Origin of the sequence: Acidovorax sp. KKS102 (assembly GCF_000302535.1) — a bacterium.
Classification (GTDB): Bacteria; Pseudomonadota; Gammaproteobacteria; order Burkholderiales; family Burkholderiaceae_C; genus Acidovorax.
In genome coordinates, this window is sequence record NC_018708.1 from 4,047,451 (window position 1) to 4,073,800 (window position 26,350).

Below are 26,350 nucleotides of genomic sequence, written 5' to 3' on the forward strand. Positions count from 1 at the left end.
ATCACCCACTGTGAACGGTGCGTGTGAGGCGAGCAGGAAGTGGGTGAAGTGGGCGTGAAGTGTTGCCGCAGTGGCGCAACGAAAGGCTCTGGGCTATAATCGCGGGCTTTGCTGGCATCATCCACAGACCCAAGGAACTAAACAATGGCATCCGCAAAACCCAAGAAGAAGAACCCGCGCCTGGCGTCGGGCCGCAAGCGCGTCCGTCAGGACGTCAAGATCAACGCTGCAAACACCTCGCTGCGTTCCAAATACCGTACCGCTGTCAAGAACGTCGAAAAGGCTGTTCTGGCTGGCGACAAGACCAAGGCGACCGAACTGTTCGCCAAGATGCAAGCCGTGGTGGACACCGTGGCTGACAAGGGCATCTTCCACAAGAACAAGGCTGCTCGCGACAAGAGCCGTCTGTCTGCCAAGGTGAAAGCCCTGGCACCCGCAGCCGCTTAATCAATTCATCGCCTGCCCCGGCAGGCACACAGCCCGAACGGCACCTGCCGTTCGCCGTTTGTAACGGGTGCGCTGCCAGCAAAAAAACGAACAAACCGCCTTCGGGCGGTTTTTTCGTTGTGGGCGTCCACAGAGCAACCGGCTACATTGCCCGGCAATACCCCCCACTCCACGAGGCCCCATGATCCTGCGTCAGAAATCAGCGTTGGATGGTTTTGCCTACGAGTTTCTGGATGACACCGAAAGCCTGGTGGTGGGTAAATTCCACTACGCGTGGTTTGCGCAGGCCAAAAATGCCCGGTTGCGCGTCTTCAGCGCCGAAGATGCCGCCAAGGGCGACATTCAGATGACCTTACATGGCCAGGCCTGGAGGGTGCGGCATTGCTACCTGAGCCGGGGATACGTCAGCGACATCCGCTACACGCTCGAAACCGCCGACGAATCCATCCACGCCCAGGCAGAAGTTCTGGGCCAAAGCGCTGGCCAGCGCCTGCCGCGCATCGTGATGACGCAGCCAGCTGATATGGAGGTAGGGACGTCTTCCGGCTGGCTCACAAAGAACTTCCCGGTCACCCACCTGTCCACAGGACAACCGCTGGGGTGCATCCGGGAGAGGTCGGCCATCACCTTCAAACGGGAGCTTGTGATCGACTTGCCCGGCATGGAACCGGCGGTGGCTGCGTTCCTCGGCATCGTTGCGCTCATCGTGCGCTATTGAGGGGTGCCAGGAGGGCGCCCACTACCTTCGGCGCTCCGGTACACACGCGCTCAGGGCTTTGGAAGCGGTGGAACGTCGGGCAGCAGGCAGGCCTCGGCCACCTGCAAGTTGTTGTCGCGGGCGAAATTGATCACGAAGTCCCAGGCCATGGGTTCGTGCCCCTGCAGGTCGCGGTGCACCACCACACATTTCACGCCATTGAGCGTGGTGGGAATGCACCAGGGCGAATAGCTCAAGTGGCTGCCCGGCCGGGCTCCACCGGGGCGAAAGCTGCTCATCACCCCGGCCAGCCGCTCGGCCCAGTCGCTGGGACGAAAGGTTTTCCCGTCGTGGGTGATGCCCTGGATGAAGACTTCTTTGGAGGAGGGGGAAACCATCGGGGATTGGAGTGGTAGTGAGGGTTCAGACGCAGGATCACTGCATGCTGCACCGCAGCGCGACATTCTAACTCTTATATAAGAGCTACCCCTCTAATCCCTATGCCAGGCTCCACCAAGCGGGCCAAAGTCGGCTAGCAAGGTGCATTGCAGTGATGCGCAATCGTCAACAGACCGTCGCCCTGCTCCCCCTAGAATCGTGACTCGTTTTTTCGCCACTGCACCGTCTGGAGATTTCCGCATGACCGCTTTCATTGAGGCAGCTTCGCCCCACGTGATGAACACCTATGGCCGCGTACCAATCGCGCTGGCCCGTGGACAAGGCAGCCGCGTGTGGGACGTGAACGGCAAGGAATACCTGGACGGGCTGGGCGGCATTGCCGTGAACACGCTGGGCCACAACCACGCCAAGCTGGTGCCCGCGCTGCAGGACCAGATCACCAAGCTGATCCACACCTCCAACTACTACCACTCGCCCCTGCAGGAGCAGCTGGCCACCAAGCTGGTGGAGCTGTCGGGCATGCAGAACGTCTTCTTCTGCAACTCGGGCCTGGAGGCCAATGAGGCGGCCCTGAAGATTGCACGCAAGTTCGGCGTGGACAAGGGCATCGCCAAGCCCGAGATCGTGGTGTACGAAAAGGCCTTCCACGGCCGCTCGATTGCCACCATGTCGGCCACCGGCAACCCCAAGATCTACAGCGGCTTCGGCCCGCTGGTCGAGGGCTTCATCCGCGTGCCGCTCAACGACATCGAAGCCATCAAGAAGGCCACCGAAGGCAACCCCAACGTGGTGGCCGTGTTCTTCGAGACCATCCAGGGCGAAGGCGGCATCAACCCCATGCGCGTGGAATACCTGCAGCAGTTGCGCAAACTGTGCGATGAGCGCGGCTGGCTGATGATGATCGACGAAGTGCAGTGCGGCATGGGCCGCACCGGCAAGTGGTTTGCCCACCAGTGGGCCGGCATCGTGCCCGACGTGATGCCGCTGGCCAAAGGCCTGGGCTCGGGTGTGCCGATTGGCGCGGTGGTGGCGGGCCCCAAAGCCGCCAACGTGCTGCAGCCCGGCAACCACGGCACCACCTTTGGCGGCAACCCGCTGGCCATGCGCGCCGGGGTCGAAACCATTCGCATCATGGAAGAAGACGGCCTGCTGCAAAATGCCACCACGGTGGGTGAGCACCTCAAGGCGGCACTGCAGCGCGAGCTGGGCAGCCTGCCCGGTGTGAAGGAGATCCGGGGACAGGGCCTGATGCTGGGCATTGAGCTGAACAAGCCCTGCGGCGCACTGATTGGCCGCGCGGCCGAGGCAGGCCTGCTGCTGTCGGTCACGGCCGACAGCGTGATCCGCCTGGTGCCCCCGCTGATCCTCACCACCGCCGAAGCCGACGAAATCGTCGCCAAGCTGACCCCGCTGGTCAAAGCCATCCTGGCTGAATGAAGAATAGTCCCACTGCCATGACGACGCTGAAACATTACCTGCAGTTCACCGACCTCACCGCCGACGAGTACGCCTACCTGTTCGAGCGCGCCGCGCTCATCAAGAAGAAGTTCAAGGCCTACGAAAAGCACCACCCGCTGGTGGACCGCACGCTGGCCATGATCTTCGAGAAGGCCAGCACCCGCACGCGCGTGAGCTTTGAGGCGGGCATGTACCAGCTCGGAGGCAGTGTGGTGCACCTGACCACGGGCGACAGCCAGCTGGGCCGCGCCGAGCCCATCGAGGACAGCGCCAAGGTCATCAGCCGCATGACCGACCTGGTGATGATCCGCACCTACGAGCAAAGCAAGATCGAGCGTTTTGCCGCCAACTCGCGCGTGCCCGTGATCAACGGCCTGACCAACGAATACCACCCCTGCCAGATCCTGGCGGACATCTTCACCTACATCGAGCACCGTGGCTCTATCCAGGGCAAGACGGTGGCCTGGGTGGGCGATGGCAACAACATGGCCAACACCTGGCTGCAGGCGGCGTCGCTGCTGGGCTTCAAGGTGCATGTGAGCACGCCACGCGGCTACGAAGTGGACGAAAAATTGGCCGCTGGCGCCCATGGAATCAGCGCGGGCAGCTATCAATTCTTTAGCAACCCCATGGAAGCCTGCCGGGGCGCCGATCTGGTCACCACCGATGTGTGGACCAGCATGGGCTACGAAGCCGAGAACGAAGCGCGCAAGAAGGCCTTTGCCGACTGGTGCGTGGACACCGAAATGATGGCCGCCGCCCAACCCGACGCCCTCTTCATGCACTGCCTGCCCGCACACCGGGGCGAGGAGGTTGAGGCCGACGTGATCGACGGGCCGCAGTCGGTGGTGTGGGACGAAGCGGAGAATCGGATGCACGTCCAGAAGGCCCTGATGGAATATCTGCTCTTGGGCAAACTGGCCTGACAGCCCCATGCCCTGGCGCCGCCAGCCCGCCTACAGCGCCGAATTGCTGGCGCACTGGCAGGCCTTGGGCCAAGCGCTGGGGCGCGACACGCCCGCTTGGCGTGCTGAAGGCCGGCGCCTGCTGCGCAGCTGGGCTCGCTGGCCCCGCGCCTACCACGACACCACCCACCTGCGGGCCTGCCTGCGGCACCTGCAGGCGGTGCAGGACCACCAACCCGGCGCGATCCATGACCCCCATGCTGTGGCCCTCGCCCTGTGGTACCACGACGCCATCTATTGGCCGTGGAGTGCACACAACGAAGAGCGCAGCGCCGACCGGGCGCACCAGTTTCTGCTGAGCCAAGGGCTGCCCACCACGCTGGCCGAGACCGTGCACCAGCAGGTGATGGACACCCGCCACACCCCGGGCCCACTCACCGGCGATGCGTTGTGGGTGGTGGACATCGACTTGGCCATACTGGGCCAGAACGACGCGGTGTACCGACAGTTCGAACGCAACGTGCGGCGTGAATACTTCTTTGTGCGCTGGCCGCGTTATGTGGCGGGGCGCAGCGCGGTGCTGCAGGGGTTTCTGGATCGCCCGCACATCTACGGCACGGACTACTTTGCGCAGCGCTACGAGGCCCAGGCGCGCGCCAACCTGCAACAGGCGCTGAGCGCGCTGGGCCAGGGCCAGCTGTGCCAGTAGTTAATTGGAGCCAAAACGGCCTGCAGCGCTAGTGAATCATGCGCCATTAGCTATCTAAAAGATAGCACTCACTAAGAAGCAGGCCCGCGACGAACGGGCATGGCCACGGGTTTTGAAGCTGCTGCATCGGATGGCGCCGCACAACTGCCGCAGCTGCTGCACCCACCATCGCTCGCGCCACAGCCCGGCGACTGGACCAACCCCGGGTGGACCTTGCCCAACCCCTGGCGCCAGCGCCCAGGCAGGTACCGCCAGAGCACATAGAGCGCCGCAGCGAGCACGATCAGACCAACGATGACTTGCTGGGCCATCACAACGTTTCTCCTCAGCCCCCGCCCAGCGCCAGCGCCACGCGGTAGGTCACAAAGCTGGCGGCATACGCCATGGCAAACAGATACCCCACCATGAGCAGCGGGTAGCGCCAGCCGTTGGTCTCACGCCGCACGGCGGCGATGGTGGAGATGCACTGGGGCGCAAACACATACCAGGCCATCAGCGACAGCGCGGTAGCCAGCGACCACGAGCCCGCAATCAGCGACCCCAGCTGGCTGGCCACCTCGTCGCCCGTGGCAGACAGCGCGTACACCGTGCCCAGTGCGCTCACCGCCACCTCGCGCGCCGCCATGCCAGGCACCAGCGCAATGGCAATCTGCCAGTTGAAGCCAATCGGCGCGACGATGACTTCCAGCAGGCGGCCCAGCTGGCCGGCCAGGCTGTAGGTGATGGCGGGCTGCGTGGCGCCTTCTGGCGCGCCGGGGTAGGTGGACAGGAACCACAACAACACGGTGACGGCCAGGATGATGCCGCCCACCCGCTTGATGAAAATCACCGCCCGCTCGTACAGCCCATAAGCCAGGCCCCGCACGCTGGGCCAGCGGTATGCGGGCAGCTCCATCATCAGCGGCGTGGCGCGCGTGTCGCTGCGGGCCAGCTTGGCCACCGCCGCCACGGCCATGGCGCTGACGATGCCCGCCACATACAGCGCAAACAGCACCACGCCCTGCAGGTTGAACACCCCCGCCACGGTGCGCTCGGGGATGAAGGCCGCAATCAGCAACGCATACACCGGCAGACGCGCCGAGCAGGTCATGAGCGGGGCGATCATGATGGTCACCAGCCGGTCGCGCCAGTGGGTGATGGAGCGTGTGGCCATCACGCCTGGCACGGCGCAGGCAAAACTCGACAGCAGCGGGATGAACGAGCGGCCCGACAGACCCACCGTGCCCATCACGCGGTCCAGCAAGAACGCCGCACGCGGCAGATAGCCCGAATCCTCCAGCGCCAGGATGAACAGGAACAGGAACAGGATTTGCGGCAAAAACACCAGCACCCCGCCCGCGCCCGCCAGCACCCCGTCGGTCAGCAGGCTGCGCAAGGGGCCGTCGGCCATGTGGGCGTTGACCAGGGCTGCCAGCCAGCCCACGCCATCTTCGATCCACGACTTGGGCAGCTCGGCCCAGCTGAACACCGCCTGGAACATCAGGAACAGCGTGGCCGCCAGGATCAACATGCCCCACACCGGGTGCAGTACCACCGCATCGATGCGGTCGTCCGTTCGCAGGCTGACCACCGGCACGCGCACGGCCTGGTCCAGAATGCGCCGCACCTCTTGGTGGGTGCGGATGACGTCGTTTTGCGCCTCCAGATCGCTCGCGTCCAGGCGTGCCGCCGCATCGGGCGCCACCACCGGGCGCTGCAGTTGCTGCAGGTTGGCACTGTCCAGCCACCGCACCAGCTCCTGGGCGCCGTTGCCGCGCACGCCCACGGTGGCCAGCACGGGCATGCCCAGCTCGCGCGACAGCGCCTCGCGGTCGATGGCGATGCCCTGGCGCTCAGCCACGTCCATCATGTTGAGCACCAGCACCATGGGCAGGCCCAGGGCGCGCGCCTCCAGCACCAGGCGCAGGTTCAGGCGCAGGTGGGTGGCATCCGTCACGCACACCAGCACATCAGGCACGGGCTCGCCCGCGCGGCGCCCGCGCACGATGTCGCGGGTGATGGCCTCGTCCACGCTGTGTGCATGCAGGCTGTAGGCGCCCGGCAGGTCCAGCACGCGCACGCGGCGGCCGGCGGCGGTCTGCAGCAGGCCTTCCTTGCGCTCCACCGTCACGCCCGCGTAGTTGGCCACCTTCTGGCGCGCGCCGGTGAGCAGGTTGAACAGCGCGGTCTTGCCGCAGTTGGGGTTGCCCAGCAGCGCTATGCGCAGGGGCGCATCGGCGGGGGTGGGCTGCACAGTGGCCTGGGCGTTCATACCAGCTCCTTGGCAGGCAGGGTGGCGTCATCCAGCGGCTGCACCTGCACCATGGAGGCCTCCTGGCGGCGCAGCGCAAACGTGGCCTGCCCGACGCGCACCGCGATGGGGTCGCCGCCCCAGCCGCCGCGCGCGACCACCTGTACGGTTTCACCGGGCAGAAAGCCGATCTCCAGCAAGCGCAGCAGCATGCTGTGCTCTTGCGCGTCCTGCGCGGGCAACAAGCCCGTGACCCGGCCCAAGGCACGGCGCGGCAATTGATCCAGCCGCGAGGACAGGTTCTGCTGCGTAGGAAGATGCAACCGCGCCGCAGCGCCATCGTCCATGGTTTTCATGGTGACTGGCCTCGATACAAATAATAGTGATTCTCATTCTACCAATATCTGTATCGCAGTGGTCGCCGTCGCAATCTCTCCTTGATGCAGCGCAAGCTGCAGTGGCCCTTGCCCTGCCGGGCAGTCAGTCACATGGCTCCAACCGCTTGCACTCCGCCGTAACGCGGATGGACGTGAGCGTGTTTTCGCCATCGATGTGCCGGGCAGTGAACTGCACCCAGGCTCCCTGCGAAATGCCGTGCAGCAACGCGGGGTTGGCCACCCGGAAGGTCTGTGTGGTGAACGGCAGCTTGGCGCGGGGCAGCAGCTTGAGCCGCACAAGCGTGGCGTTGCCGCTCGCATCCAACTCCACAGACACCAGCCGCGCACGGGTGTAGACCGGAGCCGCAGGGGCGGCACCCTCTACAGCAGCCGAGGCCGCGCCCGCTGGTGCAACGGGCTGGGCGCCTGCCGCACCACACGCGGCGGCCAAGACCAGTGCGGTGGCAACCCCGCAGCCGCGCTGCTCCCAACGGGCAAGCAACCAAGTGACGGCCTGCCCCATCAGAACGCCCACGCGCCCAGCTGGTAGTAGTCAAAACCACTGGTCCGCCCACCCAGGCATTGGGCGAGGAAGTCCTCGGTCTTGCGGTACATGGTGAGGTTGTTGGGCCAGCGCTGGTTGCCGTGGCCGTCCCCTTTGAAGGTGACGTAGTCCACCTCTTTGCCCGCCTTGCGCAGGGCCGCCACCATCCATTCGGACTGCTCCAGCTTCACGCGCGGGTCGTTCACGCCGTGCATGATGAGGATGGGCTTTTGCGCATGCTCCGCCCGGTACAGGGGCGACTTCGCGTCCATGCGCGCACGGTCTTCCGGCACGGCCGGGTTGCCCACATAGCGGTGCCACCAGGGCAGGCCCAGCTCCCAATAGGGCGGAGCAGCTTCCAGCAGGCGTGCGATGTCCGTCACGCCCACCACATCCACGGCGCAGGCAAAGACTTCGGGCGTGAAGGTGGCGCCCACCAGGGCCGAATAGCCGCCGTAGCTGGCGCCATAGATTGCCACGCGCTGCGGGTCGGCCACGCCGCGCTCCACCGCCCAGCGCACGCCGTCCACCAGATCGTCGTGCATGCGGCCCGCGAACTCGCCCCGGGCTTTTTCCATGTGGTTGCGGCCGTAGCCGCTGGAGCCCCGGTAGTTGACCTGCAGCACCGCATAGCCCCGGTTGGCCAGAAATTGCTGCATGGCGCGGTTGGTGAAACCATCACCCCAGCGGTCGCGCCGCCACGGGCCGCCATGCACCAGCAGCACGGTGGGCAGCCGCTGCGGCGCTGCGCCCACGGGCAGCGTGAGGTAGCCGTGGATGGTGAGACCATCGCGCGCGGTGTAGGTGATGGGCGCGGTGGGGGCCAGGTCCTTGGCAATCAGGCTCAGGCGGTTCTCGCCCAGGAAGCGGGGCTCGTGCCCATCGCGCAGCAGGTAGTTGCGCGTGCCCCGGTCGGTGGCCACCGCCACCGTGAGCACCTTGTCGGTCTGGTCCAGGCTGGTCACCAGCACCTCTGCAGGCTTGTCACCGGCCAGCGCAGACAGCCGGGCATCCAGCGCAGGGTCGAACACCTTGCGCGCCGGGTAGCCGGTGACCCGTCCTGAATAGCGTTGACACCCAGGACGGTTAAAAACTCCAGCCGGACTATCCGGCCAATGACGCCCGATGCACTGCATCGGGCGTTTGCATTTTCAGCGACAGATGCGGTCGCTCGCAGTTATAGATGTCGACTGACTGCTCGACCATGCGTCTGGCCTGCCCCAGATCGGCGGGGCGCTGCAGCAAGAACTCACTCTTCAAGATGCCATTGACCCGCTCGGCCAGCGCGTTCTGGTAGCAGTCGTAGCCGTCCGTCATCGAGCAGATCACGCCGTGGCGCTTGTGCAGGGCCTGGTAGTACGTCGCGCAGTACTGGATACCCCTGTCGGAGTGGTGCACCAACTGTCGGCTGCTCTGTCGCCCCGAGAGCGCCATCTTCATGGCCTGCGCCACCTCTTCGGTCTGCAGGCTCTCATGCACGTGCCAGCCGACGATCTTCCTGGAATACGCATCCGTGACCAGGCTCAGATAGACGAACTTGCCGTGTGTGGGCAAGTAGGTGATGTCAGCCACCCAGACCTGCTCGCTGCCGCTGGCGTGGATCTGTTGCGGCCCTACCTTGAGAAGGTTCGGATGGTGCCTGAAGCGGTGGTGACTGTCTGTTGTCTTGTGATACGCCCGCCGGGGTGCCACCAGCAGCCTGGCATTGCGCAGGACGTCGAACATTGCATCGCGGCCCAAGTCGATGCCTCGGCGCTGTAGCGGCTCCTGCAATAAGTGGTGCAGCTTGCGCGTGCCTATGCGTGGTTGGCGCATGCGCTGCTCGCGCACCAACTCCACCACCGTCTGCGCATTCGCCAAGCGATCGGCCTCGCGGCGCCTACCCTGGTAATACGCCTGACGGCTGTGGCCCATATGCTGGCAAGCCCTCTTCACGCTCAACCCTGCGATGAGGTTTTGCGCGAGGACTTGCCCAAAGGCTTTTTTACGATGCGCACCCCATAGTCCTTGCGCAGCACGTCGATGACGGCTTCGAATAGCCTGGCCTTCTCCTGCGCCTGTGCGAGCTGCACCTGCAGCGCCTTGATCTGCTGCTCGGGCGTGCGGTCCTTTGGTCTTGTCTAGCGGCATGATGCAGATGATGCCGCAGGACTCCAGCCCAGGCGACCGTGCTTGCGCAGCCAGACCAGAACCGTCGAGCGACCCTGGATGCCGTAGTGCTGCTGCGCCTGTTTGTACGTGAGCTCGCCTTTTTCCACCTGCTCCACCACCGCCAACTTAAAGGCCAGTGTGTAGTCGCGCTGCGTGCGTTTGACACTTGATTCCATGACACATACCCTTTTTGAAAGGTCCTCGTGTCAACGCCAGGCAGGACGGGTCACGGGCATGAAATAAGCCAATAAGGGCTCGCGGGTGCGGCGGCTGAGTGTCACGTCGTCCAGGTCCACATCGGGCGAGGCAAACCACTCCTCCTCGCCACCCGTGGTCAGGTTCAGCCGCACCAGCGCCAGCTTGTCTCGTCCCCGGTTCGACAGGGCCCAGGCCTTGCGCCCCTCGTCGTGCAGGCCAAAGATATTCAGCGTGTCCCACCGGCTGCGCTCTGCCACCGTCACCCAGGTGCCCTGTGCTGTGCCGGGCCGCTCCAGCAGCACTTGCTCGCCCTGGATCTGTGCCCGGGCGCGCAGCTGGCCCGTGGTGTCCACGCCCCACCAGTTCACGTTGCCGGGGTTGGTGGCCAGCAGCACCGGCGCGCCACCTGCCGGGTTCACGCGGTACAGGTCAAACACCTTCTTGTCGCGCTGGTTGGAGGTGACGATGAAGTCGGGCGAGGCATCCACCGCCTCCGCAAAATGCGCCACTGAACGCGGTGCAGGCATCAGCTCGCGCAAGTCGGTACCGGGGCCCTCGACCGCGCCCGCATAGATGCGGGTGTTTTCATCGCCCGTGGGGTCGGCCGTGATGCCGAGCCAGCGGCTGTCGGCACTGAAGCGAATGGCGCGCGCACGGATGCGAAACGCCTTGGCGTCGCCCCCATCGATGGACTGCACCCAGATCGCAGGCACCACGCCATCGGTGCCAAACCAGGCAATGCGCTTTCCATCGGGCGACACACGGTAGCCGCCGGTGGACTGGCGGCTGGCGACGAAGTCGCGCACGGGGATCAATTCGGGCAGCTGGGCTCCTGCCAGTGCGGGATGCGTCGGGCCACTGGCACAGCCCGCCAACAAAACTGCCGACAACACCGCACACCACCCTATCCATCTTGGCGCCATGGAACTCCTCCTCATCTCGTACAACATGGCGGCATTGTGGAATGCCCAACCTTTGCGCCAGCCAAAGGGCCGGGTCGCCATACCGGCACGCATATCGCTGCGTGCTGCGGGCGAAGTGCTCCGCTACAGCGCCTCGGTACGCGCCTCCAGCGCCCTGACCACCGCCACCATGTCCTCCTGCCCCAGGCCCATGTCAGCGGTCTGCGCGAACAGTGCGTGGCACGCGTCCAGCAGCGGCGATGCCAGCCGTGCACTGCGAGCCGCCTGGGCCACGAGCTGGTTGTTCTTGAGCACGTCGTGGATGGCGGCCTGCACCTCGAAGTCGCGCGCAACCAGCTTGGCCAGCTTCATCTGCGACACGCTGCTGGCCATGGGGCCCGCATCGAGCACCGAGCGGAACAGCTCCATGTCCAGGCCATTGCGGTCGGCAAAGTGCGCGGCTTCGCACAGGCCAGTCACCATGGTGATGAGAAAAAGGTTCACCGACAACTTCATCAGCAAGGCCGACGGCACCGCCCCGCACACGAAGGTGGTGCGGCACATGGGCGCCAGCAACGGCTGCACCGCCTGCACGCTGGCCGGGTCGCCCGCCAGCATGCCCACCAGCTGTCCGGCCTCTGCCGGCTTGCGCGAGCCCGAGACAGGCGCCTCGACATAGCGCCCGCCGGCGGCCAGGATGTCCTGCTCCAGTGCCTTGGAATACTCGGGTGACGTAGTGCCCATGTGCACGATGATCCGGTCCCGCACCTGGGTGGCAAAACCCGGCGTGCCGCGCTGCAGTGCCTCATCCATGGCCGGTTCGTTGGCCAGCATGAGGATGATGACCTGCGCCTGCGCGCAGATCTCGGCGGGCGTTGCGCCCACTTGCGCGCCAGCGGCGCGCAGAAGCTCACATTTCTCGGGCGACCGGTTCCACACCCACAACGGGGTGCCGGCGCGCGCCAGGTTCAGTGCCATGGGAAGGCCCATGACGCCCAGTCCGATAAAGCCAATCTGCATAGGAATACCTTTCTTTCTGTCAGCGGAGGGTTGACTGCAGTGCAGCGCCCGTCCATGGCGCCCTGGTGGGGCGGCTGGGGCTTGCGCTGCGCCCACTCTACCCAAAGTGGCGCCCGCGGTGGCAGGAACTTCTGTGCCTGCCCTCTACGTTTGGCATGGCTTAAGCTGCGGCCCGCCACAATCGCCCCATGCACATCCTGCTCATCGAAGACGATCTGGACCTGGGCCGGGCGCTGCAGTCCGCGCTGAAGGTGGAGGGCCTGACCAGCGAGTGGCTGCGCCGCGCGGTGGACGCCCCGGCCACCGTGGATGCCACCACCATCGACTGCGTGCTGCTGGACCTGACGCTGCCCGACGGCAGTGGCTTCGATCTGCTGGCGCGCTGGCGTGCGCAGATGGGTGACGGCGGACAGGTACCCATCATCGTGATCACGGCCCGCTCGGCCGTGGAGGACCGACTGGCGGGCCTGGACGGTGGGGCGGACGACTTTGTGATCAAGCCCTTTGCCACAGCCGAGCTGATGTCCCGCATCCGCGCCGTGCTGCGCCGCAGTGCGCGCCAGGCCAGCGAGCGCTGGGTGCTGGGCGAGCTGGTGATCGAGCCGCGCCGCCACGCGGTGCAGCGCAACGGTGCGGTGCTGGACGTGTCGCCCCGCGAGTTCCAGCTGCTGCTGGAGCTGGCGCGCGAGCCCGGCGTGGTGGTGTCCAAAAGCGTGCTGTCGCAGCGGCTGGACCCGCTGGGCGAGCCGGTGGACTTTGCCGCCATTGAAGTGCATGTGTCCAACCTGCGCCGCAAGATCGGTGCGGAGCTGATCCGCACGGTGCGGGGCGTGGGCTATCTGCTGCAGGCATGACCACGACGATGAAGCACGCATTGGGCAGCGCATGGGCCTGGCTGGCCGAGCCCACGCTGATGCGTCGCAGCGTGGCCTCGGTGCTGGTGGCGTTTGTGGTGGTGTGGGCGGTGCTGCTGGGCTACAACTTCGTCAACTACAAGCACACCATCACCCGCGACCCGGGCCTGATGAAATACGGCGACGCGGTGCTGGACTCGCTGGCCTCCATCACCGACCCCGCGCACGCCGCCACGGCCGTGGCGGCCACCGACCACTGGACCAACATCCGCCGCCGCCAGATCGGGCTGCTGCCCGGGGTGCAGATGCACGAGCTGCTGGACGCGGCATCGGGCCAGCGCGTGTTTGCATCGCCGGGGCTGCAGAACGTGGCCGTGCCGCCCGCCTCACAACGCGCTGAGCCTTTTATTGAAGAAGCCGCCCTGCAAGGCCGGTCATTCCGCATCTACACCGGCCGCAATGCGCGCTGGGTGCTGCGGGTGTTCGAGACCAAGCGCACCGACTCCAACTTCCTGCAGTACAACGGCCGCGCGCTGCTGCCCTACCTGCTGCTGGCGTCGCCCTTTGTGCTGCTGGCAGTGTGGCTGTCGGTACGCCATGGCCTACGGCCGCTGCAGCAACTGGCCAGCCGCATTGCGCAGCGCGGGCAGGACGACCTGCAATCGGTGGGTTTCAACGCCCGTCATCGCGAACTGAAGCCGCTAGAGCAGTCGCTGGACCACCTCTTCGCCCAGCTGCGGCAAAAGGTGGAACGCGAGCGCGCCTTTGTGCAGGACGCAGCGCACGAGATCCGCACACCGCTGGCCGTGATCACCGCCCAGGCCCATGTGATGGCCCGCTCGCCCAGCGAAGAGGAACGCACGCAGGCCCAGGCCCACCTGGAGCAGGCCATCGCCCGCACCTCGCACCTGGCGCAGCAACTGCTGGACCTGGCCGCGCTGGACGACGCGCAGCGCCCCGCAGCGCGCGACCTGGACATGGCGCAATGGCTGCGTGGCGCGCTGGCACAGGCTGCGCCGCAGGCCATCGCGCGGCAGATCGAGCTGTCGCTGGACGCGCCCGACACCTTGCCCGCGCGGCTCGACCAGCCTGCGTTCGAGTCCATCGCCCACAACCTCATCGACAACGCGCTGCGCTACACGCCCCACGGCGGCAACGTGGCGGTGGCGCTGCGACGCGAGGGCGCGGCGCTGCAGCTGGCAGTGCAGGACGACGGGCCGGGCATCCCGGCCAGCGAGCAGCAGCGGGTGTTCGAACGCTTTTACCGTGGCACGGGCCATGCCGCCAATGGCTCGGGCCTGGGCCTGGCCATCGTGCGGCAGGCGGTGCTGCGCATGGGCGGGCAGGCGCAGATCGGCGTGGGTTTGAATGGCAAAGGCGTGGGCTTTTTCGTTAGCATTCCCCTCCCCCACAGCGCCTGATGGCCCCGCCGCAGGCCGAACGCACGCACTGCATGTCCGACGACGCGACCACCATGACCACCGCCGATTCCGCCCACCCGTGCCTCAGCTGCGGCGCCTGCTGCGCCAGCTTTCGCGTGGACTTTGCCGTGTACGAGATGCAGGCCATGGGCGGCTCGGTGCCCGACGGTCTGGCACTGGATGTGAACGGCAGCACCTGCCGCATGCGGGGCACGGAGCAGGTGCCCATCCGCTGCGCCGCGCTGACTGGCCAGGTGGGCCAGCAGGTGGCGTGCAGCATTTACGAACTGCGCCCCGCGCCCTGCCGCGAGTTCTCGGCGGGCGACTACGCCTGCCACAAGGCGCGGGCGCGGCACGGACTGGCGCCGCTGGAGGAAGGCCTGATTCTGTGAAGGTGGCACCCTTCCAGCAGCCGGGCTACTGCCGCATCAAAATAGTTTAGACCTCAACAAAAAATCGACGTGGTGTTGGAAATAACCGACACCACGGTTTTTTCGGGACATGCAAACTTTGTCCCATGTCAACGCCTTCCTCCCCCACCGCCCGCCGGCTTTGGGATATCTCGCCGCCCGTGCACGCGGGCAGCCCCGTGTTCCCCGGCGACACGGCCTACAGCCAGCAGTGGTGCGCCACCATCGGCCCCGGCTGCCCGGTCAATGTGAGCGCCATCACGATGTCGCCCCATGTGGGCGCCCACGCTGATGCACCGCTGCACTACGACGCGCAGGGCGCCAGCATTGGCGATGTATCGCTCGACGCCTTTCTGGGCCCTTGCCGCGTGATCCACGCCATCGGCTGCGGCCCGCTGATCACCTGGGAGCACATCGCCCACGCGGTGAACGGCACCCTGCCCACGCGCGTGCTGGTGCGCACCTACGAACACATGCCTGTGGACCGCTGGGACGCCCAGCTGGCCGCTTACGCGCCCGAGACCATCGAGCGCCTGGCTGACCTGGGCGTGCTGCTGGTGGGCATCGACACCGCCAGCATCGACCCGGCCGACAGCAAGACGCTGGACAGCCACCAGGTCATCCGCCGCCGGGGCCTGCGGGTGCTAGAAAACCTGGTGCTCGACGCCGTGCCCGAAGGCGACTACGAACTCATCGCCCTGCCGCTGAAGCTGACCACGGCCGATGCATCCCCCGTGCGGGCCGTGCTGCGGGCGCTGGACTAGCGCGATCCACAGAATTTCAAGCATTTTTGGCTGGCAGCGCTAATACAACATGCGCCAAAAGCTATCAATAACATAGCAATCACCTCTCCCAACGCCCATGCCCATCACCTTTCAAGACTGCCGCACCCGCGACGCCCAAGACCCGCTGCGCGCTCTGCGCGACCACTTTGCCCTGCCACCGGGCGTGATCTACCTCGACGGCAATTCGCTGGGCGTGGCCCCCAAGGCCGCCGCTGCGCGCGTGGCCGATGTGGTCACCCGCGAATGGGGCACCGACCTCATCAAATCGTGGAACACCGCCAGCTGGTTTGACCTGCCCCAGCGCCTGGGCAACCAGCTTGCCCCGCTGATCGGCGCAGGCAAGGATGAAGTGGTGTGCACCGACAGCACCTCCATCAACCTTTACAAGGTGCTGAGCGCGGCGCTCAACATTGCCCGCGAAGACAGCCCCGCCCGCAAGCGCATCGTGAGCGAGCGCAGCAACTTCCCCACCGACCTCTACATTGCCGAAGGCCTGTGCAAGGAACGCGGGCTGGAGCTGGTGCTGGTGGAGCCTGAAGAAATTGCCGCATCGCTGACCAGCGACGTGGCCGTGCTGATGCTGACGCACGTGAACTACCGCACCGGCGCCATGCACGACATGGCTGCCATCACCGCTGCGGCGCACGCCCAGGGCATTCTGTGCGTGTGGGACCTGGCGCACAGCGCGGGCGCGGTCCCTGTGGACCTGAACGGCGCGGGCGCCGACTTCTCCATCGGCTGCGGCTACAAATATTTGAACGGCGGCCCCGGTGCACCGGCCTTTGTGTGGGTGCATCCACGCCATGCCAACCGCCCGGACTTGAAGTTCATGCAGCCGCTGTCCGGCTGGTGGGGCCACGCTGCACCCTTTGCCTTCACGCCCGACTACCAGCCCGCCCCGGGCATCACACGCTACCTGTGTGGCACGCAGCCGATCATCAGCCTGTCGGCCCTGCAATGCGGGCTGGATGTATTCACCGCCGCTCAAGGCCTGGGCGGCATGGCCGCGCTGCGCACCAAGTCGCTGGCGCTGACTGACCTGTTCATCCAGCTGGTGGAAGAGCGCTGCGCGGGCCACGGCCTGGGCCTGGCCACGCCGCGTGACCATGCCCAGCGCGGCTCGCAGGTGTGCCTGACGCGCGACGAAGGGGCTGGCGTAGGCGGCCAGGGCAGCGGTGCCTACGCCATCGTGCAGGCGCTGATTGCGCGCGGCGTGATTGGCGACTTCCGCGCCGGGTCCGGCGCGGCTCCTGATGCAGGCAAGGGAGACGGCGGCACTGGCCACAAGGACATCCTGCGCTTTGGCTTCACGCCGCTGTACCTGGGCTTTGAAGACGTGTGGAATGCCGTGGAGCACATGCGCCAAGTGCTGGAGAGCGGCGAGTGGCAGAAGGCCGAGTTCAACCAGACGCACGCCGTCACCTGATCGGAAAGGCAAACCAACATCATGTGCCCTTTCTCGCAAACCCCTGCGGGTGACAACAACAACGCGGCATCTGCCGCCCTGCCCGAATCCATCGTGCACGAGGAGCGCGCCCAGCTCGACTTCAGCCAAAGCATGAGCTACGGCGACTACCTGCAGCTCGACGCCATCCTCACCGCGCAAAAGCCGCTGTCGCCCGCGCACGACGAGATGCTGTTCATCGTGCAGCACCAGACCAGCGAGCTGTGGATGAAGCTCATGCTGCATGAGCTGCGCGCGGCCATCGGCCACATTGCGCGCGACGAGCTGCCGCCTGCTTTCAAGATGCTGGCGCGCGTGAGCAAGATCATGGAGCAGCTGGTGCACGCGTGGGACGTGCTGGCCACCATGACGCCGCCCGAATACAGCGCCATGCGGCCGTACCTGGGCCAATCCAGCGGCTTTCAGAGCTACCAGTACCGCTGCATCGAGTTCTCGATGGGCAACAAGAACCGCGCCATGCTCAAGCCCCACGAGCACCGCGCCGACCTGCTGGCGCTGGTGCAGGCGGCTTACGAAGCCCCGTCGCTGTACGACGAGGCCCTGCGCCTGATGGCGCGGCGTGGCCTGGCCGTGCCCGCCAGCCACACTGAGCGCGACTGGACGCAGCCCTATGTAGAAAACGATGGGGTGGAGCAGGCCTGGCTCACCGTGTACCGCAACCCCGAAAAACATTGGGACCTGTACCAGCTGGGCGAAGAACTGACAGACCTGGAAGACGCCTTCCGCCTATGGCGCTTCCGCCACGTGACTACCGTGGAGCGCGTGATCGGCTTCAAGCGCGGCACGGGCGGCACGGGCGGGGTGAGCTACCTGCGCAAGATGCTGGATGTAGTGCTCTTCCCCGAGATCTGGAAACTGCGCACGGATCTCTGAGTGCGAACCACAGCAGCTGCTGGCCGCCACGATGGTCAACCAGCGCTGTCACGGCTTGGTGGAAACGATGAATAAAAAACGGGGGCGCTTTGGGCGCCCCCGCCGACAACCACAAGACCGTCGCTTGCCGAGGGTGTGTCGACTACTGGACGCCCGCCACCATCATGCCGCGGTTGCTGCGGCACCAGATCGGTGCCAGGTGTCCAATCTGAATCGTCAGTTCGTTGCCCTTGCCCAGCACCGTGGTGGGGCCGTTGCTGTAGGCGTAGCCGCTGTCAGCCGGCTGCTTGGGCAGTTCCACCGTCCAGCCGCTGCGGCGCATCACGCTGCGGCCTTGCTCGGGGTAGAACTGCATCTCGACCTTTTCGCCATTGCCGCAGGCGTATTGCATGCTGCTGCCGTCGGCGGGGGCGCTGAACGCCTGCATGGCAGGGGGCTGGCTTGCGCAGCCCGACAACAACAGGGTAGCCAACGCACCCGAACCCAGCAAAACCATCGTCTTCATCGGTCACTCCTGACATCGCGGCGCAGCCTCGCAGCGCGCCCGATAACTTCCATCCAACGGCTTGTGGCCACCGGCCCACAGGGCCTTTTCAGCGCCCCTGGCTGCCACTAAGCACAAACCTTGCCATTCACCACCACCTGCACCATCCTGATTGCGAGAGACCGAAATCTGCGATTCCAGAACCGTGACCAACACCCGGTGCAGCGCATGGACACAAGAGTGCCCCACGCCCCCGGCACCGTCATTGGGGTCATCCCCACATCGAGAGCCTCCTCTAAAGTCTGCCAACGCCCTGTGGCGCCCTCATGACGGCGCCTGCGACCCGCAGACGAGGCCCGATTGGGTGCATTCAAAAGCCCAATCCACCGCGTAAACGTCCGATTGCTGGCACAAGCACCCCAAAACGGGCAACATCCGATGCGTTTGGTGGGGTATGCAGCGGGCAGACTGGGACATACCCTAAGAGCCTGCGAACCAGCCCACCTGCGGGCGCTGCTCGGCGGGCGCCGCCCCGTCCGTCGGCGACAGCGGCGGTTCTGCTCTGCAGGTAACCTCACCGGGCCTGATGGCCGAGGGAGAGCCGCTCCCAAACGCCACCGCCATCTGCCCTGGAGACCGTCCCCGTGCCCCCTTCGCCGCCCTCCCCACCGCTTCTTGCCCCCCGCGCCGCATGGGCCATGCTGCTGGCGCTGGTGACAGGCTTTGCGCTGAGCCAGGCGTTTCGCACCATCACGGCCATCATGGCGACGGGCTTGCGGGCCGAGTTCGGTCTGACGGCACAGGCGCTGGGGGTGTTTGCCGGGGCGTTTGCGTTTGCCTTTGGCACCATGCAGCTGTTCATGGGCATCGGCATCGACCTGTACGGCGTGCGGCGCACGCTGCTGGTGGCGTTTCCGCTGACCATTGCGGGCGCGGTGCTGTCGGCACTGGCACCGGGCTATGGCGCGGTGCTGCTGGGGCAGGTGCTGATCGGTGTGGGCTGCGCACCCGCATTTTTGGTGTGTACGGTGTTCATCGCACGCTACTTTCCGGCGTCGCGGTTTGCCATGGTGTCCGGAGTGGCCATGGGGGTGGGCGGACTGGGCATGCTGTTCACCGGCACGCCACTGGCCTGGCTGGTGCAGCAGTCGTCCTGGCGCATGGGGTTTGGCGTGCTGGCGGGCCTGGCGGCGCTGGCCTGGCTGCTGATCTTCTGGAAGGTGCACGAACCCGAACAACCCATCGACGAGGCCGCTCCGCGCGAATCGGTGCTGCAGGCGGTGCGCGGCTTTGGCGCGCTGTTCCTGCTGCCGCACACCGCCGGCATCATGCTGCTGGCGCTGATGACCTATGCCTCGTTCCTCACGCTGCGTGGACTGTGGCTAGGCCCACTGCTGATCGAGCGGCACGGCTATTCGCTGGTGGCCAGCGGCAATGTGGCCATGCTGTCATCGCTGGTGTCGCTGTTCAGCCCGGCCTTTTTTGGTCGGCTGGACCCCGGCCCCACACGGCGCAGGCGCTGGCTGTTGGGCTTTACGGCCCTCCTGGCGGCGCTGTTTGCAGCCATGGGCTTTCTGCATGCCGAATGGCTGGACGTGGGCGGCTCCGTGGCCGTGGGCCTGCTGTCGGGCTACATGGTGCTGCAGTATTCGGACGTGCGCTCGGCCTACGCCCCTGCGGTCACAGGGCGCGCCATGGCGGTGTTCACCATGGCGCTGTTCCTGGGCGTGGCGCTGATGCAGTGGGTGACGGGCGTGGCGGCCTCCATCGCCGCCGCACAGGGTGCAGACCCGTACGTGGCGGTGATGCTGACCATTGCGGCCATGCTGGTGGTGGGTGCACTGGCCTTCAGGCTGCTGCCCGCGCCCGCCCATTGACCAGCTCATTCACCCGCGCGGGGTCAGGCGGGCACAGCGCCGCGCGGGCACCTGCTACACGCCAACATTGCAGCACGCCAAACAACAACTCGAAGGCGGTGAAACCCAGCACGATGGCATTGGCGCCGTGTGCCACCGCGTAGATCTGCCAGGCCGCAAACAGAAACCGCGCCACGCCATCCAGCCACCCCAGCAGCACCGTGGGCGCCACGATGCGCGCCACCGACCACACCACCACCACCGAGCCCAGCAGGTTGGCCAGCAGCATGTGCGTGGTGTCCAAGGGGTGCAAGGTACCGGGCAATGCGAGCGCCTGGGCCAACAGGTTCAGCTGGGCATAGAGCCAGGTAAAGGTCCAGGGCAAGGCAAAAGGCCAGGTGACGAGCAGGTCGTACCAGCCGCTGGCGCGCACGATGCGCAGATAACGGCCGGAAGCGAAAGCGGGGATGTGCATGACAGGAAACCTCTGTGAATGGATCAATGAGGCCCCGAGTTTCCACCTTGAAGTACGCTTCAGGGTCAAGCACTTTGTGAGGGGAGCGGGATCATGCTGATCGGTGAACTGGCCACGACCTCGGGCCTGAGCCGCGAGGCGCTGCGCTTTTATGAACAGCAGGGCCTGATTCGCGCGCGGCGCCTGGACAACGGCTACCGCGACTACCCGCCCGAGGTGGTGACGCTGGTGCAGTACATCCGCACCGCACAGCAGCTGGGCTTTACCCTGGCGGAGATCGGCGACCGGCTGCCCGCCATCTGGGACGCCGCCGAGCCCGGCCCCGCATTGGCGCAGGTGCTGGCCGCCAAGCTGCAGGAGATTGACGACCGCATTGCCGCGCTGCAGGCCCTGCGCCAGACGTTGGCCGAGCGTGTGGCTACCGACTGCCCGCTGCAGGCCCGTGCGCCACGGGCCAAGGCCGCTTCGCCTGATTTTTGAGTCCAATCTGGCGGTAGCGCTAGTGCATCATGCGCCAGCAGCTATCAAAAACAGAGCAACAATCCTTCACCCGCGGCGCAGGTACCAGCGCAGCCCGGTCAGGTGGCGGAGGCGGGCACCTGGTGCAGCAGCACCGGGTGGTTGCCATCGGCGTCCGCACTCTCGATCTGCACCCCAAAGCCCCACAGCCGCGCCACGTGCTTGAGCACCTCGTGCGTGTCGTCGGCCAGCGGGCGGCCCTGGTACTGGGTGTGGCGCAAGGTCAGGCTGCGGTCGCCGCGCAGGTTTACGTTCCACACCTGGATGTTGGGCTCACGCGTGCCCAGGTCGTACTGCTGTGACAGCAGCTGGCGCAGGCTGCGGTAGCCGTTCTCGTCATGGATCTCGCTGACCACCAGGTCGCGCTCGGCGGCGTCGTCATGCAGCGCGAACAGGCGCATCTCGCGCATCAGGTGCGGGCTGAGGTACTGGCCGATAAAGCTCTCGTCCTTGAAGTTGCGCATCGCATGGTCCAGCGCAGGCAGCCAGGGGGTGCCTGCGATGTCGGGGAACCAGTGCCGGTCTTCCGCTGTGGGGTTCTGGCAGATGCGCTGGATGTCGCGGTACATGGCAAAGCCCAGCGCATAGGGGTTGATGCCGCTGTAGGCACGGTGCCCCACGGGCGGCTGGTAGACCACGTTGGTGTGCGAGCCCAGCCATTCGATCATCACGCCATCACTCAGATACCCCTCGTCGTACAGCGTGTTGAGCAGCGTGTAGTGCCAGAAGGTGGCCCAGCCTTCGTTCATCACCTGGGTCTGGCGCTGCGGATAGAAATACTGTGCGATCTTGCGCACGATGCGCACGATCTCGCGCTGCCAGGGCTCCAGCAGGGGAGCGTTCTTTTCGATGAAGTACAGGATGTTCTCCTGCGGCTCCTGCGGAAAGCGGTTGTGCTCTTGCGCCGCATCCTCCTTGCCGGGGCGGGTGGGCAAGGTGCGCCACAGCTCGTTGACCTGCTGCTGGGCGTAAGCTTCGCGCTGCTCGCGCTCCAGGCGTTCGCGCGCCAGGTTCTTCTTGGAGGGGCGGCGATAGCGGTCCACGCCAAAGTTGGCCAGGGCATGGCACGAGTCCAGCAGCCGCTCCACTTCGCCCGTGCCGTAGCGCTCCTCGCACTGGGCCACGTAGTCCTTGGCATACACCAGGTAGTCGATGATGCTGGACGCATCGGTCCACATGCGGAACAGGTAGTTGCCCTTGAAGAAGCTGTTGTGCCCGTAGGCGGCGTGGGCAATGACCAGCGCCTGCATGGCGGTGGTGTTCTCCTCCATCAGGTAGCTGATGCAGGGGTTGGAGTTGATGACGATCTCGTACGCCAGCCCCATGTGCCCGCGCCGGTAGCGCCGCTCGGTGGCCAAAAACTCCTTGCCGTAGCTCCAGTGCCGGTAATTCACCGGCATGCCCACGCTGGAGTAGGCGTCCATCATCTGTTCGGCGGTGATGATCTCCAGCTGATTGGGGTAGGTGTCCAGGCCAAAGCGCTCGGCCGTGGCGGCGATGGCCACGTGGTAGCGCTCGATCAGCTCGAACGTCCAGTCGCTCGGGTCGGGCAATGGCTCCGCAGGCCGCGCACCCGCAGGCAGAGGCTGGCCGGGCACGGCGCGGTGGCGGCGCTCGCCCACGGCAGCGGCCTTCCAGGGGTTGTCGCTCTGGCGGCGCTCCAGCACGGGGTACTGCACCACGTTGTTCATGCGGCCACCCCCTCTTTCTTGAACAGGTCGCGGAACACGGGGTAGATGTCGCCGGGTGCGGAGACCTTGCGCATCGCAAAGTGCGAGTACAGCGGCGCGAGCTGGCTGTACTCGTCCCACAGGTTCTGTTCTTCCTCGGCCACCTGTACATAGGCAAAGTAGCGCACCAGCGGCAGGATCTTGTCCACCAACAGGTTGCGGCAGATGCCGCTGTCGTTGGTGAAGTTGTCGCCGTCGCTGGCCTGGGCCACGTAGATGTTCCAGTCGCCCTGCGGGTAGCGCGCACGGATGATCTGGTCCAGCAGCACCAGCGCGCTGCTCACCACAGTGCCGCCGCTTTCGGTGGAGTGGAAAAACTGCTCCTCGCTCACCTCGGCCGCCTGGGTGTGGTGGCGGATGAACACGATGTCGATCGTCTCGTAGTGCCGCGTGAGAAACAGGTACAGCAGGATGAAGAACCGCTTGGCCAGGTCCTTGCGCGTCTCATCCATGGAGCCCGACACATCCATCACGCAGAACATCACCGCCTGGCTGCTGGGCACAGGCACCGGCGTGCGCGCGCGAAAGCGCAGGTCGATGGGGTCGAGGTATGGAATCTTGCCGATGCGCGCCGTGAGCGCGTCGATGCGGCGCTGCAGCTCGGCCACCGCCTCGCTGGTTCCGTCGTCCTGCGCAAGCAGCGCGTCCAGTTCGGCCTGCAGCGCCAGCAGCTCGCGATGCGCCGACTTGCCCAGCGCAATGCGCCGGCCCAAGGCGCCGCGCATGGTGCGCAGCACGGCCAGGTTGTTGGGGATGCCGTCCTGGCTGTAGCCTGCGCGGCGCGACTTCCATTGCGGGTTCTCGCCGATGTGGGTGCGCATCAGGTGCGGCAGCGCCAAGTCTTCAAAAAAGAGTTGCATGAACTCTTCTTTGGTCAGCGTGAAGGTGAAGTCGTCCTCGCCCTCGCCGCTGTCGCTGGCCTGCGACCCACGCCCGCCCGCACCGCCCTGGGGCCGCTCGATGCGGTCGCCGCGCACATGCTCTGCATTGCCAGGGTGCACGGTGTCGCGGATGCCGCCCTGGCCGTGGTGGAACACAGGCTCGCTGATGTCCTTGCGCGGGATGGTGATGTTCTCGGCCTGCTCCATATCGCGGATGCCACGTTGCGAGACGGCACGGCGCACCGCATCCGCGATCTGCTCTTTGTAGCGGCGAACAAATCGCTCACGGTTGCCCACCGACTTGTTCTTGCCAGCGAGCCTGCGGTCGATGATTTGCAATGCCATCCGTTGCTCCCGTTCCCCATACAGGGCCTGTGGCCCTGGCACCGACCCTAGCTACTCTTGCGCACCCGCAAGTACCACTCGCACAGTAGCCGCACCTGCTTGGGCGTGTAGCCCTTGTTGACCATGCGGGTGACAAAGTCCTCGTGCTTGCGGGCCTCTTCGGCGCTGGCCTTGGCGTTGAAGCTGATCACCGGCAGCAGCTCTTCGGTGTTGGAGAACATCTTCTTCTCGATCACCAGCCGCAGTTTTTCGTAGCTGGTCCAGCTCGGGTTCTTGCCCTGGTTGTTGGCGCGCGCCCGCAGCACGAAGTTGACGATCTCGTTGCGGAAGTCCTTGGGGTTGGCGATGCCTGCGGGCTTCTCGATCTTCTCCAGCTCGGCGTTGAGCGCACTGCGGTCGAACACCTCGCCGGTGTCGGTGTCGCGGTACTCGTTGTCCTGAATCCAGTAGTCGGCGTAGGTGACGTAGCGGTCGAAGATGTTCTGGCCGTACTCGCTGTAGCTTTCCAGGTACGCCGTCTGGATCTCCTTGCCGATGAACTCGGCGTAGCGCGGCGACAGGAACTCCTTGATGTAGCCGGTGTACTTGGTCTCCAGATCGGTGGCGAACTGCTCGCGCTCGATCTGCTGCTCCAGCACATACATCAAATGCACCGGGTTGGCGGCCACCTCGGCGCTGTCGAAGTTGAACACCTTGGACAAAATCTTGAACGCAAAGCGGGTGGAGATGCCCGTCATGCCCTCGTCCACGCCCGCGTAGTCGCGGTACTCCTGGTAGCTCTTGGCGCGCGGGTCGGTGTCCTTGAGGCTCTCGCCGTCGTACACCTGCATCTTGCTGAAGATGCTGGAGTTCTCGGGCTCCTTCAACCGCGTGAGGATGGCGAACTGGGCCATCATCTTGAGCGTACCGGGCGCACACACGGCGTTGCCCAGCGACGATTCGCGGATGAGCTTTTCGTAGATGCGGATCTCCTCGCTCACGCGCAGGCAGTACGGCACCTTGACGATGTAGATGCGGTCGAGAAACGCCTCGTTGTTCTTGTTGTTGCGAAACGCCTTCCACTCGCTTTCGTTGCTGTGGGCCAGCACCACGCCGTCAAACGGAATCGCTCCAAAACCTTCGGTGCCCTTGTAGTTGCCCTCCTGCGTAGCCGTGAGCAGCGGGTGCAACACCTTGATGGGCGCCTTGAACATTTCCACGAATTCGAGCAGCCCTTGGTTGGCCAAACACAGGCCGCCGCTGTAGCTGTAGGCGTCGGTATCGTCCTGCGCAAAGGTTTCGAGCTTGCGGATGTCCACCTTGCCCACCAGGCTGGAGATGTCCTGGTTGTTCTCGTCGCCCGGCTCGGTCTTGGCGATGCCCACCTGCTTGAGCACGCTGGGGTAGCGCTTGACCACCCGGAACTGGCGGATGTCGCCACCGTACTCTTCCAGCCGCTTCACCGCCCAGGGCGACAGCACGCGCTGCAGGTAGCGGCGCGGAATGCCGAACTGCTCCTCCAGCACGGGGCCATCTTCTGCGGCATCGAACAGGCCCAGCGGCGATTCATTGACCGGCGATCCCTTGAGGGCATAGAACGGCACCTTCTGCATCAGCGCCTTGAGGCGCTCGGCAATGGAGCTTTTGCCGCCACCCACAGGGCCCAGCAGGTAAAGGATCTGCTTGCGCTCTTCCAGCCCCTGCGCGGCATGGCGGAAGAAGCTCACCACCTGTTCGATGGACTCCTCCATGCCGTAGAACTCGGTGAAGGCCGGATAGCGCTTGATGACCTTGTTGGCAAAGAGCCGCGACAGGCGCGGGTCGTTGCGCGTGTCCACCATCTCGGGCTCGCCAATAGCGGCCAGCATGCGCTGGGCCGATGTGGCGTAGGCCATGGGATCACGTTTGCACTCGGCGAGGTACTCGTCGATCGACATTTCCTCTTCGCGGCTACGGGCGTAGCGCGCGGCGAAGTTGCTGATGGCATCCATACGACCTCCTGTGGCGGCACCCCTGGCGGGCTCAGGTGGTACCACGGTGTTGCATTGGCAATCGCTACCGGCTTGATACTTTGTAGCACCACGAACTGCGCTTGAACAGCCAATTCGCGGGCATGTGACTGGCCTTTTTGTGGCGTTGCACACACAGGGATAGAGCGTGGCACACTGCGCGAAGTTCACCCTGCAAAACACTGGCAGGGGTTGCCCCGGATAGGGAATGTCCTGACAACCGGGAG

25 protein-coding genes and 1 pseudogene are annotated in these 26,350 nt (G+C 65.4%); 13 read left to right on the top strand and 13 right to left on the bottom strand.

Features of this window, described 5'->3' with window-relative positions; translation table 11 throughout:
- Positions 1 to 144: 144 nt before the first annotated feature.
- Positions 145 to 447 carry a 30S ribosomal protein S20 gene (gene rpsT, locus C380_RS18595; protein ID WP_015015385.1) on the top strand — a complete coding sequence of 101 codons (303 nt, stop codon included), beginning with the start codon at positions 145 to 147 and terminating at the stop codon, positions 445 to 447.
- Between the two features lie 181 nt (positions 448 to 628).
- Complete coding sequence (locus C380_RS18600; RefSeq protein WP_015015386.1) at positions 629 to 1,165, top strand: hypothetical protein; 537 nt, start codon at positions 629 to 631, stop codon at positions 1,163 to 1,165.
- 50 nt (positions 1,166 to 1,215) lie between these two features.
- Here C380_RS18600 and C380_RS18605 read toward each other — a convergent pair whose 3' ends face one another.
- On the bottom strand, positions 1,216 to 1,542 hold the full coding sequence (locus tag C380_RS18605; RefSeq protein WP_015015387.1) for a DUF3579 domain-containing protein: 327 nt from the start codon (positions 1,540 to 1,542) through the stop codon (positions 1,216 to 1,218).
- A 241-nt stretch (positions 1,543 to 1,783) separates the two neighbouring features.
- On the opposite strand from C380_RS18605, the gene C380_RS18610 reads away from it, so the two are divergent.
- From C380_RS18610 to C380_RS18620, 3 genes are read left to right on the top strand one after another with little or no spacing between them, the layout of a single operon-like run.
- Positions 1,784 to 2,980: an aspartate aminotransferase family protein gene (locus C380_RS18610; protein WP_015015388.1), complete on the top strand. Its 1,197-nt coding sequence runs from the start codon at positions 1,784 to 1,786 to the stop codon at positions 2,978 to 2,980.
- 17 nt (positions 2,981 to 2,997) lie between these two features.
- Positions 2,998 to 3,927: an ornithine carbamoyltransferase gene (argF, locus tag C380_RS18615; RefSeq protein WP_015015389.1), complete on the top strand. Its 930-nt coding sequence runs from the start codon at positions 2,998 to 3,000 to the stop codon at positions 3,925 to 3,927.
- A gap of 7 nt (positions 3,928 to 3,934) precedes the next feature.
- Positions 3,935 to 4,615, top strand: coding sequence for a hypothetical protein (locus C380_RS18620; protein WP_015015390.1), 681 nt, complete (start codon positions 3,935 to 3,937; stop codon positions 4,613 to 4,615).
- 325 nt (positions 4,616 to 4,940) lie between these two features.
- Here the strand turns inward: C380_RS18620 and C380_RS18625 are convergent, their stop codons facing one another.
- The 7 genes and pseudogenes from C380_RS18625 to C380_RS18660 form a co-directional block, all read right to left on the bottom strand.
- Positions 4,941 to 6,866: a ferrous iron transporter B gene (locus C380_RS18625; RefSeq protein WP_015015391.1), complete on the bottom strand. Its 1,926-nt coding sequence runs from the start codon at positions 6,864 to 6,866 to the stop codon at positions 4,941 to 4,943.
- Positions 6,863 to 7,192: a FeoA family protein gene (locus C380_RS18630; protein WP_051022746.1), complete on the bottom strand. Its 330-nt coding sequence runs from the start codon at positions 7,190 to 7,192 to the stop codon at positions 6,863 to 6,865. The genes C380_RS18625 and C380_RS18630 overlap by 4 nt, the downstream gene beginning before the upstream one ends.
- A 133-nt stretch (positions 7,193 to 7,325) precedes the next feature.
- Positions 7,326 to 7,757: a copper-binding protein gene (locus tag C380_RS18635; RefSeq protein WP_238544044.1), complete on the bottom strand. Its 432-nt coding sequence runs from the start codon at positions 7,755 to 7,757 to the stop codon at positions 7,326 to 7,328.
- Complete coding sequence (locus tag C380_RS18640; RefSeq protein WP_015015394.1) at positions 7,745 to 8,797, bottom strand: S9 family peptidase; 1,053 nt, start codon at positions 8,795 to 8,797, stop codon at positions 7,745 to 7,747. The genes C380_RS18635 and C380_RS18640 overlap by 13 nt, the downstream gene beginning before the upstream one ends.
- Positions 8,798 to 8,870: 73 nt before the next feature.
- Positions 8,871 to 10,093: pseudogene (locus C380_RS18645) on the bottom strand (IS3 family transposase).
- 30 nt (positions 10,094 to 10,123) lie between these two features.
- Positions 10,124 to 11,038, bottom strand: a complete 915-nt coding sequence (locus C380_RS18655) for a PD40 domain-containing protein (RefSeq protein ID WP_168162376.1) — start codon at positions 11,036 to 11,038, stop codon at positions 10,124 to 10,126.
- A gap of 123 nt (positions 11,039 to 11,161) precedes the next feature.
- On the bottom strand, positions 11,162 to 12,037 hold the full coding sequence (locus tag C380_RS18660) for an NAD(P)-dependent oxidoreductase (protein WP_015015396.1): 876 nt from the start codon (positions 12,035 to 12,037) through the stop codon (positions 11,162 to 11,164).
- A 188-nt stretch (positions 12,038 to 12,225) separates the two neighbouring features.
- On the opposite strand from C380_RS18660, the gene C380_RS18665 reads away from it, so the two are divergent.
- From C380_RS18665 to kynA, 6 genes are all read left to right on the top strand, one after another.
- Positions 12,226 to 12,891, top strand: coding sequence for a response regulator transcription factor (locus C380_RS18665; RefSeq protein ID WP_015015397.1), 666 nt, complete (start codon positions 12,226 to 12,228; stop codon positions 12,889 to 12,891).
- An 8-nt stretch (positions 12,892 to 12,899) separates the two neighbouring features.
- A complete protein-coding gene (locus C380_RS18670; protein WP_015015398.1) occupies positions 12,900 to 14,312 on the top strand; it encodes a HAMP domain-containing sensor histidine kinase in 1,413 nt (470 codons plus the stop codon).
- Between the two features lie 32 nt (positions 14,313 to 14,344).
- A complete protein-coding gene (locus tag C380_RS18675; RefSeq protein ID WP_238544045.1) occupies positions 14,345 to 14,704 on the top strand; it encodes a YkgJ family cysteine cluster protein in 360 nt (119 codons plus the stop codon).
- A 125-nt stretch (positions 14,705 to 14,829) separates the two neighbouring features.
- Positions 14,830 to 15,486 (top strand): arylformamidase, encoded by a 657-nt coding sequence (gene kynB, locus C380_RS18680; protein WP_015015400.1) that lies wholly within the window; start codon positions 14,830 to 14,832, stop codon positions 15,484 to 15,486.
- Positions 15,487 to 15,583: 97 nt separating this feature from the next.
- The gene (gene kynU / locus C380_RS18685) at positions 15,584 to 16,933 is read left to right on the top strand and encodes a kynureninase (protein WP_015015401.1); all 1,350 of its coding nucleotides are present in this window, start codon (positions 15,584 to 15,586) and stop codon (positions 16,931 to 16,933) included.
- A 21-nt stretch (positions 16,934 to 16,954) separates the two neighbouring features.
- The gene (gene kynA / locus C380_RS18690) at positions 16,955 to 17,845 is read left to right on the top strand and encodes a tryptophan 2,3-dioxygenase (protein ID WP_015015402.1); all 891 of its coding nucleotides are present in this window, start codon (positions 16,955 to 16,957) and stop codon (positions 17,843 to 17,845) included.
- Positions 17,846 to 17,987: 142 nt separating this feature from the next.
- On the opposite strand, the gene C380_RS18695 is transcribed toward kynA, so the two are convergent.
- On the bottom strand, positions 17,988 to 18,350 hold the full coding sequence (locus tag C380_RS18695; protein ID WP_015015403.1) for an MliC family protein: 363 nt from the start codon (positions 18,348 to 18,350) through the stop codon (positions 17,988 to 17,990).
- A 677-nt stretch (positions 18,351 to 19,027) separates the two neighbouring features.
- Here C380_RS18695 and C380_RS18700 point away from each other — a divergent pair.
- Positions 19,028 to 20,206 carry a nitrate/nitrite transporter gene (locus C380_RS18700; protein ID WP_015015404.1) on the top strand — a complete coding sequence of 393 codons (1,179 nt, stop codon included), beginning with the start codon at positions 19,028 to 19,030 and terminating at the stop codon, positions 20,204 to 20,206.
- Here C380_RS18700 and C380_RS18705 read toward each other — a convergent pair.
- Entirely contained in the window at positions 20,178 to 20,660 is a 483-nt protein-coding gene (locus C380_RS18705; protein ID WP_015015405.1) for a hypothetical protein, read from the bottom strand. The two genes, C380_RS18700 and C380_RS18705, sit on opposite strands and share 29 nt — an antisense overlap.
- 93 nt (positions 20,661 to 20,753) lie before the next feature.
- Here C380_RS18705 and C380_RS18710 point away from each other — a divergent pair, with 93 nt between their 5' ends.
- Positions 20,754 to 21,140 (top strand): MerR family transcriptional regulator, encoded by a 387-nt coding sequence (locus C380_RS18710; protein WP_015015406.1) that lies wholly within the window; start codon positions 20,754 to 20,756, stop codon positions 21,138 to 21,140.
- A gap of 98 nt (positions 21,141 to 21,238) precedes the next feature.
- Here C380_RS18710 and C380_RS18715 read toward each other — a convergent pair whose 3' ends face one another.
- Genes C380_RS18715 through C380_RS18725 form a run of 3 tightly spaced genes read right to left on the bottom strand, consistent with a single transcriptional unit; the run spans position 21,239 to position 26,105 of the window.
- Entirely contained in the window at positions 21,239 to 22,870 is a 1,632-nt protein-coding gene (locus C380_RS18715; RefSeq protein WP_015015407.1) for a SpoVR family protein, read from the bottom strand.
- On the bottom strand, positions 22,867 to 24,135 hold the full coding sequence (locus tag C380_RS18720; protein ID WP_015015408.1) for a YeaH/YhbH family protein: 1,269 nt from the start codon (positions 24,133 to 24,135) through the stop codon (positions 22,867 to 22,869). Before C380_RS18720 ends, C380_RS18715 begins: the two co-directional genes overlap by 4 nt.
- Positions 24,136 to 24,182: 47 nt before the next feature.
- Positions 24,183 to 26,105 (bottom strand): PrkA family serine protein kinase, encoded by a 1,923-nt coding sequence (locus C380_RS18725; protein WP_015015409.1) that lies wholly within the window; start codon positions 26,103 to 26,105, stop codon positions 24,183 to 24,185.
- Positions 26,106 to 26,350 lie beyond the last annotated feature (245 nt).